Consider the following 13,851-nt stretch of genomic DNA (forward strand, 5'->3'; position numbering starts at 1 on the left):
GCTGTCGTCAGGCATTTTCCTTGAACAGCGCTTCACGTCCTTGGTGAATGAGCCAGCGGCGCGATAGCGGCCCCGCCCACGGCGCGGGGGATTTGGCGAACCTCGATCGTCGGAAGAGTGCGTACCAGAACCGAGATTCCCGGCTTCGCGGCAATGGTGGGGTGGGATACAAGATCCTATCACGATGCCAACCCTGCCAGAATTTACGGATGATCCCCATGACTAAAGTGCGCGCCCTTGTTCTTGAACGCCAGCACGAGCTGGCCATGCGCGATATCGAGCTGCCGATGGAGGTCGGGCCGGGCATGGTCAAGATCGCCATCCACACAGTCGGCGTCTGCGGTTCGGATGTGCATTACTATACCCACGGCAAGATCGGGCCGTTCGTCGTCAATGCGCCGATGGTGCTGGGCCATGAGGCCGCGGGGACCATCATCGAGGTCGGCGCCGGCGTGACCCATCTCAAAGTCGGTGATCGCGTCTGCATGGAACCGGGTATTCCCGATTCGAATTCGCGCGCCAGCCGGCTCGGCATGTACAATATCGATCCGGCCGTCAGCTTCTGGGCGACGCCGCCAATCCATGGCGTGCTGACGCCAGAAGTAGTGCATCCGGCCAATTATACCTTCAGGTTGCCCGACAATGTGAGCTTCGCCGAAGGCGCGATGGTTGAGCCCTTCGCCGTGGGCATGCAGGCGGCCACCAAGGCCAGGATTACCCCCGGCGATACCGCCGTGGTGCTTGGCGCCGGGCCGATCGGCACCATGGTGGCGATTGCGGCGCTGGCTGGCGGCTGTGCGCGGGTGATCGTCGCCGATCTGGCGCAGCCAAAGCTTGATATCGCGGCTAAATATCAGGGCGTCATTCCGGTCAATATCCGCGACAAAAACATCGTCGAGGAAGTCCGTCGGCTGACCGAGGGCTGGGGCGCCGATGTGGTGTTCGAATGCTCGGGCTCGCCCCATGCGTGGAAGACCATCATGGACCTGCCGCGACCGGGCGGCACCATCGTGGTGGTCGGCCTGCCGGTAGATCCGGTGGCTGTCGATATCGCGGCTGCGTCCACCAAGGAACTGCGGATCGAGAACGTCTTCCGCTACGCCCATCAATATGACCGCGCGATTGCGCTATTCGCTTCAGGTCGCGTTGACTTGAAACCCCTGATTTCGGCAACCTTCGATTTCGAGGATTCGGTTGCCGCCTTCGACAGGGCCGTGGAAGCGCGGCCAACCGACGTGAAACTGCAAATCAAGGTAGCGAAGTAAATGGATCTGGGTTTGCGCGACAAGGTCGCAATCATCACTGGCGGCACGGTGGGAATCGGGCTGGCGGTTGCCGAGGGACTGGCCGCCGAGGGCGTCAACCTCGTGCTGGTCGGCCGCGACAAGACACGGGCCGATGACGAAGCGGCGCGGGTGGCCAGCGCCTACGGCATTATCGCCACGGCGATTGGTGCCGATGTGGCAACGGCCGAAGGCTGCGAGGCCGTGATCGCCGGCACCAAGAAGGCATTCGGCGGTGCTGATATCCTGATCAACAATGCCGGCACCGGCTCCAACGAGACAATCCAGGACGCCGACGACGCCAAGTGGCAATATTATTGGGACCTGCATGTCATGGCCGCGGTGCGGCTGGCGCGGGGCGTAGTGCCGATGATGAAACAGCGCGGCGGCGGTTCGGTAATCCACAATGCCTCGATCTGCGCGGTGCAGCCGCTGTGGTACGAGCCGATCTACAACACCACCAAGGCCGCCTTGATGATGTTTTCCAAAAACCTGGCCAATGAGGTGGTCGGCGACAACATCCGCGTCAACACCATCAATCCGGGCCTGATCCGGACGCCCGACTGGGTCAAGACCGCCAAGCAGATCGCCGGCGAGGATGGCTTTGAGGCTCATCTGCAGGGCGTGGCCGACGAGGCCGGCGGCATGAAGCGGTTTGGATCGCCGGAGGAACTGGCGAATTTCTTCGTGTTCCTCTGCTCCGACAAGGCCAGCTACTCGACCGGCAGCACCTATTTCGTCGACGGCGGCTGGCTCAAGACGGTCTAGCCGGAACCTTGCCAAGCAAATCGTGTTGACGCTCCGAGCGTCAGCACGAGGACAGTGGTAATGGATGTCGGCAATGAATTCGGTTTGGTCGAGACGTATCTACCCCAGCATATCATCGCCATAAGGCTGTTCATGGCGGCCATTTTTGGCGCCATGATCGGCTTCGAACGCGAGCTCAATACCGGCGGGGCCGGCCTGCGGACGCACATCCTGATCTCGGTGGCAGGCGCGCTGTTCACCATCCTGGCGTTCGAGATTTTTCATACCTTGGAAGGTAGCGAAACGCCGGCCGATCCGATCCGTGCGGTCGAGGCGGTGACCGCCGGTATCGCGTTTCTCGGGGCGGGCGCCATCTTCCGCAGTGGCGGCAGCGTGCAGGGCCTGACCACGGGAGCGGGCATGTGGCTGGCCGGTGCGGTCGGGATTGCCACTGCGCTCGGCTATTACGTCGTGGCGTTCGGAGTGGCGCTGTTTGCAGTATTGGTGCTGGCGACGCTGCGCGTCCTGGCACATGGCGTTATCTCGGGCGAACAGGACAAGCCAAAAAAATAGACCCTGAAGGGTCACGGGGAGAAGTGAAAATTCCCGGCATCGGCGCTGAGGGCTAGCGCGCTGCCGATTTCACCTCTCCCCTCGTGCGGACGCGACCGGGAGGAGTCGCGCCGCGCTCCCGTGAGCGGCCCCTTGGGAGGCCGCTACAGCTCGCGATCCGGTGGGCGGATCAGCGAGGAAGGAGTGGCGGAGAGGATACTTGGGAATGCACGCCCGGGCCGAAACCCGGTCTTGCAGCATCGCTCTCCACCGAGGCATGTAACCTGTGGACGCAGGGACTACATGCCAACCGCATCTAGGCGCTGACTGCGCGCCCAGAAACTGACGATATTGGCCGCTTCGCGCCGATAGGCGTCGCGCTCGGCGTGACGGGTGAAAACTGCATCAGCGCCGGCATCGTGCAGGTCGGCGGTGTGCCGCCGGTCCGGCCGTTGCGCCATGACGACAACGGGAATGTCGTTGCGGATGACGGGGGCGAGCAGGGTAACGAATTCCAGATTGGCGGCGCTGTGGGCCTTGAGGTCCACGATCACCATGGTCGGCCAGGCGGCAGTGGTGGCCAGCGACGGCATCAGCCGCGCAACGGCGTCGGCAGCACTACTGAAAATCTCGATTCTCGGCGCGCCGTGAGCCAGCAGCATCCGGGTCAGTAGATGCGCCGAGTGCGCATCGTCATCGACGAGCGCAAAATAGGGCGTGTTATCCACAACCGTGTTCATTCAAATCCTCGTGCCGCCGCATCTGGCGAGGTTGGCATGACAAAGGCAAAATCACCCCCCGTTCATGCGGTGAGTGCTGGCCGGATTGGGTCTAAACGGGATTTCGGCGGGGCCTAGCCGCAGAAATTCTATGTCGCATCAAGTGCAGCGACACCCGGCCTATGATCCGCATCGATCGTTGTGGCTAGGGAAAGTAAGGTTACGCGCAGGTAACTCGACTTGCGTTTTACATGTAAAGCGGCAGTAATGGATTAGGAGGTCCGCTGTGCCTGCCGTCACCCCAGATCGTCAGACCGTGCTTGCCGCCCTGGACCGTGTCCTCGGCTGGCCCGAGATTGCGCGTTCACCGCAGCTTGGCCGGTTTCTCGACTATATCGTGCGGCAGACGCTGGATGGCGACGAGCAGGCCATCAAGGCCTATTCCATCGCGGTGGACGTGTTCGGCCGTGGCGCCGATTTCGATCCGCAGGTTGACCCCATCGTCCGCGTCCAGGCCCGGCGGTTGCGCAGCCTGCTGGAGCAATATTACGCTTCTGCGGGCATCGCCGATCCGGTACGGATCACCCTGCCGGTGGGGCGATATGTGCCGATGTTCGAGTCTATTGGGGCTGACGAGCCTGTGGAGATTGGGCCCCCTGAAGCCGTAGCCCCGGTTGTCCGCCAACGCGGCCACATCACGCTATCCTGGTTCACCCTGCTGATCGTTACGCTGGGCATTGCGGCGCTGGCCTATGCGCTATCCAGCTGGGAGCCCCGGCAGGGGCGTTCGAATGTGGTCGCGCTACGCGGGCCAAGCATAACCATCATGGAGTTCCAGGACTTGTCCGGCAGTCGCAGCCGGCCGGTCGTCGCCGGACTGGCGCTGGAACTGGTGACCGACCTCAATGCCTTCGAAGACATCGATGCGCGTTACGGCGGCGGCGAAGCCGTGGCGGCGCCAGTGTTGGCCGCGCCCAGTGATTTCATGCTGACTGGTATTGTCCGGCGGGCGGACCAGGCAGTGCAGTACAGCGCCATTCTGACGGAAACGGCGTCGGGCGCGGTGGTGTGGAGCCGCACGATCCCGGTCAGCGAGCAGCGGTCGATGCAGCCGGAAGCGCTGGACGAGATATCGCAGGCGCTGAGTATGGTGCTGGGCAGTCCACGCGGTCCGCTGCATCTGCCGGCGCGCAAGGCGCTCAGTGGGGGACTGCCGGCGGGCGCCGTGCCAACGCTCTATTTGTGCCACGTGCTGTTCGACCTCTACCGCGAGGCCGGGACCGCAACCAGCGGTACCAGCGCTGCAAGCTGTTATGAGGGCCTGCCCGAGACCGATCGGCAGGAGCCTTCGGCACTCGCCGCGCAAGCCAGCCTGACCGGGGAAGGCATGGTGGCTGCCGGTGCGTCGGGGCTCGATGCCGCCGATCGCATGCGTATCGCCCAGGCGAGCCTGGAACGGGCGACGGCATTGGCGCCGCTGAGCGCCTTTGTCTGGGAGCAGCAGGCGCGCTGGTTCGAACTGCAGGGCCAGTTCAAGGCCGCCGGCGCCGCCTATGCGTCCTCGATCCAGCTTAATCCCGCCAATGCCGATGCCCTGGCTGCGGCAGCCCGGCTGATGGCATTGCAGGGCAATTTGGCAGAGGCCGGGCTGCTGGCCACCAAGGCCGTGTCGGGGACGCCAGTGCCACCGCCGTGGTATTTCGCGGTGCCCACATTGCTGGCGTTGCGCGATCAGCATTTCCCGATGGCGATTTCCAATGCCCAGACCTACGCCATCGCCGATCCTGAACTGGGCTCTGTGCTGGCAGTGGTGGCTGCATCGGCGGGCGGCAATGCGGGGGTGGTCAACCGCTACTTGCCACAAGTGCTGGAAGTCGCGGCGTTTCGGGCCGCCGGCATCCTGCCGCGCCTGCGCGAACGGATCGGCGATGTCGCCTTGCTGGAAGAGATCGGCAATGGCCTGGCCACGGCTGGCGTGCCGCAACGGGCGCTCACCGCGCCGTTTTAGTGCATGGCCGAATGCGAGAACAGGTTGATCACCAGCACACCGGCCAGAATCAGTCCCATGCCGATTAGGGCGGGGAGGTCGAGCACCTGCTTGTAGACGACGAAGGCGATGATCGAGATCAGTACGATGCCAACGCCAGACCAGATCGCATAGGCGATGCCCACCGGAATGGTCTGCAGCGCGAGCGAAAAGAAATAGAAGGTGAACCCGTAGCCGACGACGACCACAAGCGTGGGGACGAGTTGGGTAAAACCCTGCGACGCCCGCAGGAACGAGGTGGCGATCACCTCGCCGATGATGGCGATAACGAGGAATGCAACGCCCATCAGAGCGGGCCTGGGGCGAAAATGCTTGCCGCCAGGGCCACGAACATCTTGCCGCGTTCCTCGAAATTCTTGAACTGGTTATAGGACGGCGCGCCCGGCGACAGGATGACCGCGTCGAACTGGGCGCGGTGTTGATAGAGGCTGTGCATGGCGGTCTCGAGGTCGGGCTGTTCCAGCACCACGATCTGCGGCGCCGCTATGCGCGTGGCTTGCGCCAGCCGCTCACCCGTAACCGGCAGACACGTCACCAGCGTGACGCCATAACCGGTCAGCAACGTCGCCAGTTCGGTATAGTCCTGCTGCCGCTCGTGGCCGCCGGCGATCAGAGCCAGGCGCTGGCCCTTATAGGCGGCGAGGGCGGCTTTGGTGGCCTCGGGCGTGGTCGAGATCGAGTCGTTGACGAAAGTCACGCCGCCAAAGCGGTGCTCTTCAAGCCGATGGGGCAGGGGTTTGAAGGCCATTATGCCGGCGACGACGCCCTGTAATGTCGCGCCGGCCGCCAAAGCGATCTGGGCGGCGAGGTGGGCATTGTCGAGGTTGTGGCTGCCCTTGAGGCGCGAGCCGACGGCGGCCTTGTCGATGGCGGTTAACTCCTCGCGCGTCAACTCGCGCAGCAGGCGCCGATGATCGCGCACTGCCTGGGCGACCACGGCATTGCCCTTGGCGCCCGCGCCCAAGGCGACCGCGAAGCTCCCATCCCGGTCGATCAGATGCAGCTTGTCGTGGAAATAGCGCTCGACCGAGCCATGCCAGTCGACATGTTCGGGATAGAGATTGGTCAGTGCCGCGATGTCGGGCAAAAAGTTCATGTCGGCGGTCTGGTAGCTCGACAGCTCGAAGATCACGACCGGATGGCGATCGGCGATTTCGAGCGGCGCGAGACCGACATTGCCGGCGAGACCTGCATCGATATGCGAGCGGGTCAGCATCAGGTGCACCAAGGTTGCGGTGGTCGATTTGCCCTTGGTGCCGGTGACGGCGATGACGGTGCGCCCGTCCCGATAGGCTCCGCCCCAGAGATTGAGGTTCGAGGTCACCGGAATGCCGGCATCCTGCGCCAGTGCGAAGATCGGCTTGTACCGCGATACGCCCGGGCTTTTGACGATCAGGCCAAAGCGGTGCGCTACGAGAGCTGCTTTCAGGTCCTCGGGCGCAATGACTTCGGCGTCCTCGATGTCCGCTTCGCCGCTATCGACGGTCACGAACACCTTAAGATCGGGCTGACGGGCCTTCAGGAACGCGCGGGTCGATCTGGCCTCGCGGCCGGCGCCGTAGAGCAGGATGGGCTCTTCAAACCGCATAGGCGGCAACCTTGGCGGCCAGATCGGGCGGAATGTGGTGGTTGTGGCTGTCGATCAGGCAATCGGCCAGCGCGGCCTGCAGCGCCGGTTCGCCATATTGGGCAAACAGATCGGCCTTGATCGCCTTGACCACGGCGTCCTGGTGCCAATCGGCGTGGCGCGTCAGCGAATAAAAGCACGCCGCAGCTTCGAGGATCTCCCCGACGCATTCCCAGGGCTTTTGCCCCGCCAGGCCCGAAAGCTCGCGGAACGAGGCTTCGTTGGCGAGGTTTTCCAGCAGGTTCTGCCCGAAGATCGCCAGCAGCCGGTTCTTTGCCATGAAGGGCGCGAAGATCAGGAACACGAAATGGCATTTCGGGCATTCGCCACACCACAGCGGGCCATCATGCCCAGCCAGCCGGAAATTGCGGTTGCAGCTCGAAAACACGTGATCGAACTTGGTTTCGCGCGTGAAGAATGAGGCGATGCGCGCTTCCGAATAGGGCCGCAGCAAGGAAAAATACTGCAACGTTCCGCCGGTGGCATTGGCCAGCACGTCGGCGATCAACCGCTCGAAGCTGAGCGATTTGGAATACTGGTGATTGGTTTCCCGCCCATCGAACACCACATTGCCTTCGCTGGCCGAGCGCTCATTGGACAGCACGATGCGGTTATAGCCGAACAGCACGGCGCAGAGCGCGCCGATCATCGAGTTGATCGCCGTCGAGGGCACGTGGCCGTTGTAATAGCCGGGCTCCTTGCCGAGACGGATCATTTCCTTGTCGAGCGTACGGGTCACATAGATCGGCGGCTTGCCGATTTTGTCGACCGAGGTCAGGATCGGACCCTTGGGATTGACGGCGAAGGGCGTGAAGTCGGCGCCGACATGGCTCAGCAGGTCAACGCTGACGAGCGAGTCCTTGCCGCCGCCAATGGGCAACAAGGCGCGATCGGGCAGGGGAAACGCCGGCAGCATTTCGGTATCGTTCGGCGCCGAAACGCTCAGGCGACCGAAGCGCATCAGGTTGTTGCGCGCGTAGAATTCGCCCAGGCCATTTTCGTAGACATCGATGACGAAAGCACGCTCGGCCTCGGTCAGCGGGATATTGGGGGCGCAGATTTCCAGCGGCGCCGTCAGCTTGAAATAGCTGACGCCGAGCACGATCGCGGTCAGGTCGAGCAATTTGCGGAAGGCGGGGCTTTCGGCCGCAGTTGCGTCAGCGCCGTGCGGCAGCTCAAGCACCTCGACGAAACGCTTGTCGTGCAGGCCATAGTTGAACTGGGCAATCCCGGTGGCGGGGTCGAATTGCGGGCTCTCGATGAGGAATTGTGCGTTCAAGCCGGGATACTGCCTTGAATGGAGGGCCGTGAAACCACGGTGTCATCCTCTATATAGGAATTGCAAACGCAGCGGGAGTGCGACGCGGCTCAAGAAATCCGCATCTGCATGCGCATGACGATATCGTGGCCCAGCCGCTGGAAGCCGAATTCGCGCATGGTGCAGGTCCAGGCATTGCCGGCTTTTTCGATGCGGAACAGATTGTAGCGGGCGGGATCGTCCAGTGTGCCGCCCTGGGCGGCACTGGCAGCCGCGACGCCGACCACCGGCACTTCATGGCCCGTGCCGGCAATGGAGTGGATAGACGAGCGGTGGGTATGGCCGTGCAGGATCAGCTCGGCGCCGTGCTCGGCGATGACCTTGCGGAACAGCTTGTGGCCCTTGAGCCCGAAAGAGGGGTGCTGCAGTTCCGCATTGGGCGGATGGTGGATCATGACGACGCGGAACCTGCCGGCCTCACCCAGCTCCGTCAGGATACGCGCCAATCGCTCGGCCTGCTTCTCGTCAAACCGTCCGATGGCAAGAAATGGCCGCGTCGGCACCGCGCTGGAGCAGGAGACGATCGCCATGTCGCCAATCCGGCGCACGAACGGAAACGCCGAAGCGTCCAGCGTTTCGCCCCTCATGTAGTCGCCCCAGATTTCCTGGGCCGACTCCAGCGCGCCGGGCACATAGGCGTCGTGATTGCCGGGGCAGACCGCGACCTTGTCGCTGGGACCCAGCGCATCGAGCCAGCGGCCGGCGCGTTCGATTTCGAACTTCAGCGCCAGATTGACCAGATCGCCGGTCACGGCAGTGAAATCGACACTCTGCGCCTGCATGTGAGTAACAAGGCTCGCCAGCGTCTCGCTGTTCAGCTCTTCATTGCGACGCATTTTCCAGTTGAGGTAACCGGTCAGCCGCTTTCCCAGCAGGTCGCGAAAGCCAACTTCGGGCATGGGCGACAAATGGATGTCTGAAATATGGGCGAGAGTAATCATTGCGGGCGTAATGCCAGAAGGCTGGCGCCAAGAAAATGGTCATTTCGCGCGAGCGTCAATTTTGTGGAAGCCAATCCTCTGCTAGTCATGGATGAACTTGGGAGCAGACCATGCAGATGAATCGCTGGCAGACCATGCGGGCCGCGCTGTTCCTGAACCTCAAGGGCGCAGTTCACCGCTTGACGCTGGGGTCCCGCGTCATGCTGATCGACGGCGATAAAGTCTTGTTGATCCGTCACACCTATGTTCCCGGCTGGCAGTTTCCCGGTGGTGGCGTCGATCCCGGCGAGACCATCGAGTCGGCGGCGCGGCGCGAATTGCTCGAAGAAACCGGCTACAAGGCCACGGGCTCGCTCGAGCTGTTCGGCATCTATCACAACAAAATCGCGACCAATCGCGATCACGTGGCTCTCTATGTCGGGCGTCAATTCGAGCAACAATTCGAGTTCCGGCCCAATCGTGAAATCGCGGAGGCGGCCTGGTTCGACAAGGCCGCGCTTCCTGAAAAAATTACCCCCGCCACCTCCCAGCGCATCGACGAGGTCTTTGACAAGGCGCCGCGCCGGGATGTGTGGGGCTACTAGGGTAACTTACGAGAGGAACGGCAGTTCCGGTCCGATCGGAATGATGCGGGTTGGATTGATGCCGGTGTGGCTCCAGTAATAGTGCGTGCGGATATGGTCGAGATCGACCGTTTCCTTGACGCCGGGCACCTCGTAGAGCGCCTTGAGGTAGTGCGAGATGTTCTTGTAATCGGCGATGCGCTGGCGATTGCACTTGAAGTGGCCGACATAGACCGCGTCGAACCGCACCAGCGTGGTGAACAGGCGCCAATCGGCCTCGGTAATGGTGTCGCCGGTGAGATAGGCAGTCTCCCCGAGCAGGCCTTCGACCCAGTCGAGTGCATCGAACACCTTGGCGACGGCTTCGTCATAGGCGGCTTGGCTCGTGGCGAAACCGGCTTTGTAGACGCCATTGTTGATGTCGTCATAGATGCGGGCATTGATCGGATCGATCTTGCCGCGTAGCTCTTCGGGGTAGAAATCGTCGGTATTGCCGGTCAATTCGTTGAAGGCCGAATTGAACATGCGGATGATTTCGGAGCTCTCGTTGGACACGATCGTGCCGCGCTGCTTGTCCCACAGCACCGGCACGGTGACGCGGCCGGTATAGTGCGGGTCAGCCTGGGTGTAGACCTGCCACAGCGTGTCCTTGCCGAACAGCGCGTCGCCGGTCGAGCCTTCGGCGGTATCGAAACTCCAGCCGGTTTCGTCCGGCATCTTGGGGGAGACCACCGAAACCGAGATCAGGCTTTCGAGATTCTTGAGCTTGCGGAAGATCAGCGTGCGATGCGCCCACGGGCAGGCCAGCGACACATAGAGATGGTATCGCCCGGCTTCCGCGGGGAAACCGCCTTCGCCCGATGGGCCGGCACTGCCGTCGGCCGTGATCCAGTTGCGGTAGCCGGATTGGCCGCGCACGAATTTTCCGCCGGTCTTTTTGGTGTCGTACCACTCTGTCGACCAGTTTCCGTCAATCAATTGTCCCATGATCGGGCACCTTTCGTCGTCTTATCGTCCGAATTGCAGCGTCTGCTGGCACGGATGGGTTGGCTCACTTGTGTCACAGATAGTGCATTGGCGGCGCGCCGATAATGTCATGCGGCAGCAACGCATTGTTGTCAGTTTGCGACCCAGCGGCGACGACGGCGGAAAAACTTTTAGCGATGCGGACGTTTTTGTTTACGTGGGGTCATCATGGTGCTAATTCGGAAATCAGGCGTGGAGGCGCCCAGGATGGTAAAGGTTTTGCTGGTGACACGACGACCCTGATGGGTCCTTGAACGGCGCTCTTTTGGAGCTGCCGAATTGTCCTTTGCATTCCATTTCTGGATCAGTCTCATGACCGTTCTTCCCCTGCCTTCGGCTGTGGCCGCTGCTACGTCTTTCCCTGGTGTCCTGACCGTTCGCCCCGCAACGCCTGCCGATGACGCGTTCATCGACGATTTGCAGGCGATTGCCTTCGGTCCCGGCCGTTTTGCCCGCACGGCCTTCCGGGTGCGCGAGCGGTTTCCGATCGATACCAGCCTGTCACTGGTCGCCGAAGTCGATGGCATCGCCTGCGGTTCGGTCTGGATGACCCCGATCAGCGTCGGCGGTCTCAATGGCTATCTGCTCGGCCCGCTGGCGACCCATCCTAATTTCCGCAAACGCGGCGCTGGCAAGCTGTTGGCGCTCGAAGTCAGCAAGCGGGCACTGGCGCGCGGCGAGGGTTCGTTCGTGCTGCTGGTGGGCGATCAGGACTATTATTGCCCGCTGGGCTGGGAAATCACCACGCCCGGAGCCATCCAGTTCCCCGGCCCGGTCGACGTCACCCGGGTGCTGCTGCTCGCCGAGGACAAGAGCCTCGCCACCTCGCTCAGCGGCTCGATCGCGGCGTTCAAGCCCGCTTGAGATTAGATTTTTGAGGTTTGACAACCCTGCATTCTCTCCAGAGGATGCAGGGTTCATATTTGTCGCCTAAAGTCGTCTCGAAGAATCCAGTTGGGTGCGCCGTGTCTGCTGACGACGCTATTATCGATCGCATTGCCGCGCGTCTCCTCTCCGCGCCGCCAGCCTTGGCGGAGGCGCGCAATCTGGTGCCCGACTGGACACCGCCGCAGCCGTTCGACCGGCCCCCGGTAGCAGCCGCGGTATTGATCGCCATCGTGGCGCGGCCCGAAGGCCATACGGTGCTGTACACAGAGCGTTCGCCAGACCTGCGTTCGCATTCGGGGCAGGTGGCGTTTCCCGGCGGCAAGATCGATCCCGACGATCTCGATGCCGCCGATGCCGCCTTGCGCGAAGCCCATGAGGAAGTGGGCATGGAGCGGGCCGATGCGACGGTGCTGGGCTTTATGCCGACCTATTTCACCGGCACCAATTACCTGATCACGCCCGTGGTGGCGACAGTGATCCCAAGCCGACCCTTCGTACCCAATCCGGGCGAAGTGCATTCGGTGTTCGAAGTGCCGCTGGCGCGCATTCTGAATGCTGCAAGTTATGCCCAATTCCGCTTTGAACGTGGTGGCCGGAGCGGCCAAACCTGGCAGATCGACCACGATGGCCATCGCATCTGGGGCATCACCGCCAACCTGACGCGCCTGTTCCGCGACTTGGCTTATGACGAGGCGGCGGCATGAGCGCGCTGGCCACCGCCGAGGCGCGGCTACGCGAGGCGGCCTGGCTCAAGCGCGCCGAGACGCAGACCATCTTCGCAGTCCTCGATGGCGCGATCGGGCGCACCCGCGTCGTCGGCGGCGTGGTCCGCGATACGCTGCTGGACCGCCACCGTGACAACCCGGACATCGATTTCGCCACCGAACTGCTGCCCACCGAGGTGATCGACCGCGCCGCCGCCGCCGGCATTGCCTCTTATCCCACCGGCATTGACCACGGCACGATCACGCTGCGGCTGGGCGATGTCGTGGCCGAGGTGACGACATTGCGGCGCGATGTCGAAACCGACGGCCGGCACGCCCAGGTCGCGTTCGGCACCGACTGGACCGAGGACGCCCAGCGCCGCGATTTCACTCTCAATGCGCTCTATGCCGAGCCCTCGGGCGCCCTGTTCGATCCGCTGGACGGGCTGGACGATTGCCTCTCTGGCCGCGTGCGGTTCATTGGTGAAGCCGCCCAGCGTATTGCTGAGGACGGGTTGCGGGTGTTCCGGTTCTTCCGCTTTTCTGCCAGTCATGGTGGCGAGACCTATGATCCAGCCGGGCTAGCTGCTTGCGCCGCTGCGGCGGGGCATCTCGGCCATCTTTCGGCCGAGCGCGTCGGCGCCGAGATGACGCGCATGCTGTCCCTGCCGCAGATCGCCGCCACCCTGCGCGCCATGACCCGCATCGGGCTGGAGCCCATCAATGAGGACACTCTGGCACTGCTCAAGACCTATGAGCGCCAGGCCGGTAGGCCGCAATTTCACGCCAGGCTGGCGCTGATCCTGGAGCATCAGCCGGCCGACGCGCTACAGCAGCGCTGGCGCCTGTCCAATGCCGATATCGACGCGGCGCTGGCCATCAAGGCTACCAGCGCATTGCTGCGCGCCTTCAAGGTCAATGAGGCCGTTTATCGCTACGCCGACTATTTGGGCAGAGCGATAGATGTTGCCGCAGTTCTCGCAGGCTGGGGCGAGGCCGGCAAGGTGGCGATCACGGAGCAGGTCGACGCCATCGATCCCCCGAAATTCCCCGTGGGCGGCCGGGATCTGCTCGCCTTGGGCATGCGGCCCGGTCCCGACCTAGGCAATGTCCTCGACCGGCTAGAACGCCAATGGGTCGAGAGTGGCTTCACCCTCGACCGTCCTGCTTTGCTGGAACTGGCTAAAGCCTGATCAGTGCTTAGCTGGCTTGTCGGTATCGACGATACGTTCCTTGATCCGCTCGACCATGTCTGGACGGATTTCGGTTTCGCCATGCAGGTTGCGCAGGTTTTCCACCGCGCGCCGCACGACTTCGGCTTCGTTGTCCGCTTCGGTGTGCCAGGTCGAGCCTGGGATCAGAGTGCCTGAATCAAAACGCTTCATTGCATCCTCCTAGATTTGGACTGCGAACCAAAACGTCTCGTGACCGGGAGG

The 13,851-nt window shown here is 62.7% G+C and carries 16 protein-coding genes; 8 read left to right on the top strand and 8 right to left on the bottom strand.

Annotated features, from left to right (window positions below):
• The first annotated feature begins 218 nt into the window (after positions 1–218).
• The 3 genes from JWP26_RS21115 to JWP26_RS21125 are packed head-to-tail and all read left to right on the top strand — an operon-like array spanning position 219 to position 2,603.
• Entirely contained in the window at positions 219–1,265 is a 1,047-nt protein-coding gene (locus tag JWP26_RS21115) for an NAD(P)-dependent alcohol dehydrogenase (RefSeq protein ID WP_299732629.1), read from the top strand.
• Positions 1,266–2,051: an SDR family NAD(P)-dependent oxidoreductase gene (locus JWP26_RS21120; RefSeq protein WP_299732632.1), complete on the top strand. Its 786-nt coding sequence runs from the start codon at positions 1,266–1,268 to the stop codon at positions 2,049–2,051.
• 60 nt (positions 2,052–2,111) lie between these two features.
• Entirely contained in the window at positions 2,112–2,603 is a 492-nt protein-coding gene (locus JWP26_RS21125) for an MgtC/SapB family protein (protein WP_299732635.1), read from the top strand.
• A 278-nt stretch (positions 2,604–2,881) separates the two neighbouring features.
• Here the strand turns inward: JWP26_RS21125 and JWP26_RS21130 are convergent, their stop codons facing one another.
• A complete protein-coding gene (locus JWP26_RS21130; protein ID WP_299732638.1) occupies positions 2,882–3,322 on the bottom strand; it encodes a hypothetical protein in 441 nt (146 codons plus the stop codon).
• Between the two features lie 265 nt (positions 3,323–3,587).
• Here JWP26_RS21130 and JWP26_RS21135 point away from each other — a divergent pair, with 265 nt between their 5' ends.
• Complete coding sequence (locus JWP26_RS21135) at positions 3,588–5,309, top strand: hypothetical protein (RefSeq protein ID WP_299732641.1); 1,722 nt, start codon at positions 3,588–3,590, stop codon at positions 5,307–5,309.
• Here JWP26_RS21135 and JWP26_RS21140 read toward each other — a convergent pair.
• The 4 genes from JWP26_RS21140 to JWP26_RS21155 form a co-directional block, all read right to left on the bottom strand.
• Positions 5,306–5,635: a multidrug efflux SMR transporter gene (locus JWP26_RS21140; protein ID WP_299732644.1), complete on the bottom strand. Its 330-nt coding sequence runs from the start codon at positions 5,633–5,635 to the stop codon at positions 5,306–5,308. The two genes, JWP26_RS21135 and JWP26_RS21140, sit on opposite strands and share 4 nt — an antisense overlap.
• The gene (gene murD / locus JWP26_RS21145) at positions 5,635–6,936 is read right to left on the bottom strand and encodes a UDP-N-acetylmuramoyl-L-alanine--D-glutamate ligase (RefSeq protein WP_299732647.1); all 1,302 of its coding nucleotides are present in this window, start codon (positions 6,934–6,936) and stop codon (positions 5,635–5,637) included. The genes JWP26_RS21140 and murD overlap by 1 nt, the downstream gene beginning before the upstream one ends.
• Positions 6,926–8,254 carry a hypothetical protein gene (locus JWP26_RS21150; RefSeq protein WP_299732650.1) on the bottom strand — a complete coding sequence of 443 codons (1,329 nt, stop codon included), beginning with the start codon at positions 8,252–8,254 and terminating at the stop codon, positions 6,926–6,928. Before JWP26_RS21150 ends, murD begins: the two co-directional genes overlap by 11 nt.
• An 89-nt stretch (positions 8,255–8,343) precedes the next feature.
• Positions 8,344–9,234, bottom strand: a complete 891-nt coding sequence (locus JWP26_RS21155) for a metallophosphoesterase (protein ID WP_299732653.1) — start codon at positions 9,232–9,234, stop codon at positions 8,344–8,346.
• Positions 9,235–9,344: 110 nt separating this feature from the next.
• Here JWP26_RS21155 and JWP26_RS21160 point away from each other — a divergent pair, with 110 nt between their 5' ends.
• Complete coding sequence (locus JWP26_RS21160; protein WP_299732656.1) at positions 9,345–9,818, top strand: NUDIX domain-containing protein; 474 nt, start codon at positions 9,345–9,347, stop codon at positions 9,816–9,818.
• Between the two features lie 6 nt (positions 9,819–9,824).
• Here JWP26_RS21160 and JWP26_RS21165 read toward each other — a convergent pair whose 3' ends face one another.
• Both JWP26_RS21165 and JWP26_RS21170 read right to left on the bottom strand, forming a co-directional pair.
• Positions 9,825–10,784 (bottom strand): glutathione S-transferase family protein, encoded by a 960-nt coding sequence (locus JWP26_RS21165; RefSeq protein WP_299732659.1) that lies wholly within the window; start codon positions 10,782–10,784, stop codon positions 9,825–9,827.
• A 170-nt stretch (positions 10,785–10,954) separates the two neighbouring features.
• Complete coding sequence (locus tag JWP26_RS21170) at positions 10,955–11,137, bottom strand: hypothetical protein (protein WP_299732662.1); 183 nt, start codon at positions 11,135–11,137, stop codon at positions 10,955–10,957.
• Between JWP26_RS21170 and JWP26_RS21175 the strand changes: the two genes are divergently transcribed.
• The 3 genes from JWP26_RS21175 to JWP26_RS21185 all read left to right on the top strand — a co-directional run bounded on the left by JWP26_RS21175 (position 11,136) and on the right by JWP26_RS21185 (position 13,608).
• On the top strand, positions 11,136–11,687 hold the full coding sequence (locus tag JWP26_RS21175; protein ID WP_299732665.1) for a GNAT family N-acetyltransferase: 552 nt from the start codon (positions 11,136–11,138) through the stop codon (positions 11,685–11,687). The genes JWP26_RS21170 and JWP26_RS21175 overlap by 2 nt on opposite strands.
• Positions 11,688–11,788: 101 nt before the next feature.
• Complete coding sequence (locus JWP26_RS21180; RefSeq protein ID WP_299732668.1) at positions 11,789–12,415, top strand: CoA pyrophosphatase; 627 nt, start codon at positions 11,789–11,791, stop codon at positions 12,413–12,415.
• Positions 12,412–13,608 (top strand): CCA tRNA nucleotidyltransferase, encoded by a 1,197-nt coding sequence (locus JWP26_RS21185; protein ID WP_299732671.1) that lies wholly within the window; start codon positions 12,412–12,414, stop codon positions 13,606–13,608. The genes JWP26_RS21180 and JWP26_RS21185 overlap by 4 nt, the downstream gene beginning before the upstream one ends.
• Here JWP26_RS21185 and JWP26_RS21190 read toward each other — a convergent pair whose 3' ends face one another.
• Positions 13,609–13,800, bottom strand: coding sequence for a DUF1059 domain-containing protein (locus JWP26_RS21190; protein WP_299732674.1), 192 nt, complete (start codon positions 13,798–13,800; stop codon positions 13,609–13,611).
• Positions 13,801–13,851: the final 51 nt, after the last annotated feature.

The organism is Devosia sp. (assembly GCF_028290435.1).
In the GTDB taxonomy this organism is placed as follows: Bacteria; Pseudomonadota; Alphaproteobacteria; order Rhizobiales; family Devosiaceae; genus Devosia.

Bases quoted from the DNA above. Each gene is read 5' to 3' on its own strand.
- JWP26_RS21170 (WP_299732662.1), bottom strand. From the start codon at position 11,137: ATGAGACTGATCCAGAAATGGAATGCAAAGGACAATTCGGCAGCTCCA.
- murD (WP_299732647.1), bottom strand. From the start codon at position 6,936: ATGCGGTTTGAAGAGCCCATCCTGCTCTACGGCGCCGGCCGCGAGGCC.
- JWP26_RS21140 (WP_299732644.1), bottom strand. From the start codon at position 5,635: ATGGGCGTTGCATTCCTCGTTATCGCCATCATCGGCGAGGTGATCGCC.
- JWP26_RS21190 (WP_299732674.1), bottom strand. From the start codon at position 13,800: ATGAAGCGTTTTGATTCAGGCACTCTGATCCCAGGCTCGACCTGGCAC.
- JWP26_RS21185 (WP_299732671.1), top strand. From the start codon at position 12,412: ATGAGCGCGCTGGCCACCGCCGAGGCGCGGCTACGCGAGGCGGCCTGG.
- JWP26_RS21125 (WP_299732635.1), top strand. From the start codon at position 2,112: ATGGATGTCGGCAATGAATTCGGTTTGGTCGAGACGTATCTACCCCAG.
- JWP26_RS21155 (WP_299732653.1), bottom strand. From the start codon at position 9,234: ATGATTACTCTCGCCCATATTTCAGACATCCATTTGTCGCCCATGCCC.
- JWP26_RS21130 (WP_299732638.1), bottom strand. From the start codon at position 3,322: ATGAACACGGTTGTGGATAACACGCCCTATTTTGCGCTCGTCGATGAC.
- JWP26_RS21175 (WP_299732665.1), top strand. From the start codon at position 11,136: ATGACCGTTCTTCCCCTGCCTTCGGCTGTGGCCGCTGCTACGTCTTTC.
- JWP26_RS21120 (WP_299732632.1), top strand. From the start codon at position 1,266: ATGGATCTGGGTTTGCGCGACAAGGTCGCAATCATCACTGGCGGCACG.
- JWP26_RS21165 (WP_299732659.1), bottom strand. From the start codon at position 10,784: ATGGGACAATTGATTGACGGAAACTGGTCGACAGAGTGGTACGACACC.
- JWP26_RS21115 (WP_299732629.1), top strand. From the start codon at position 219: ATGACTAAAGTGCGCGCCCTTGTTCTTGAACGCCAGCACGAGCTGGCC.
- JWP26_RS21160 (WP_299732656.1), top strand. From the start codon at position 9,345: ATGCAGATGAATCGCTGGCAGACCATGCGGGCCGCGCTGTTCCTGAAC.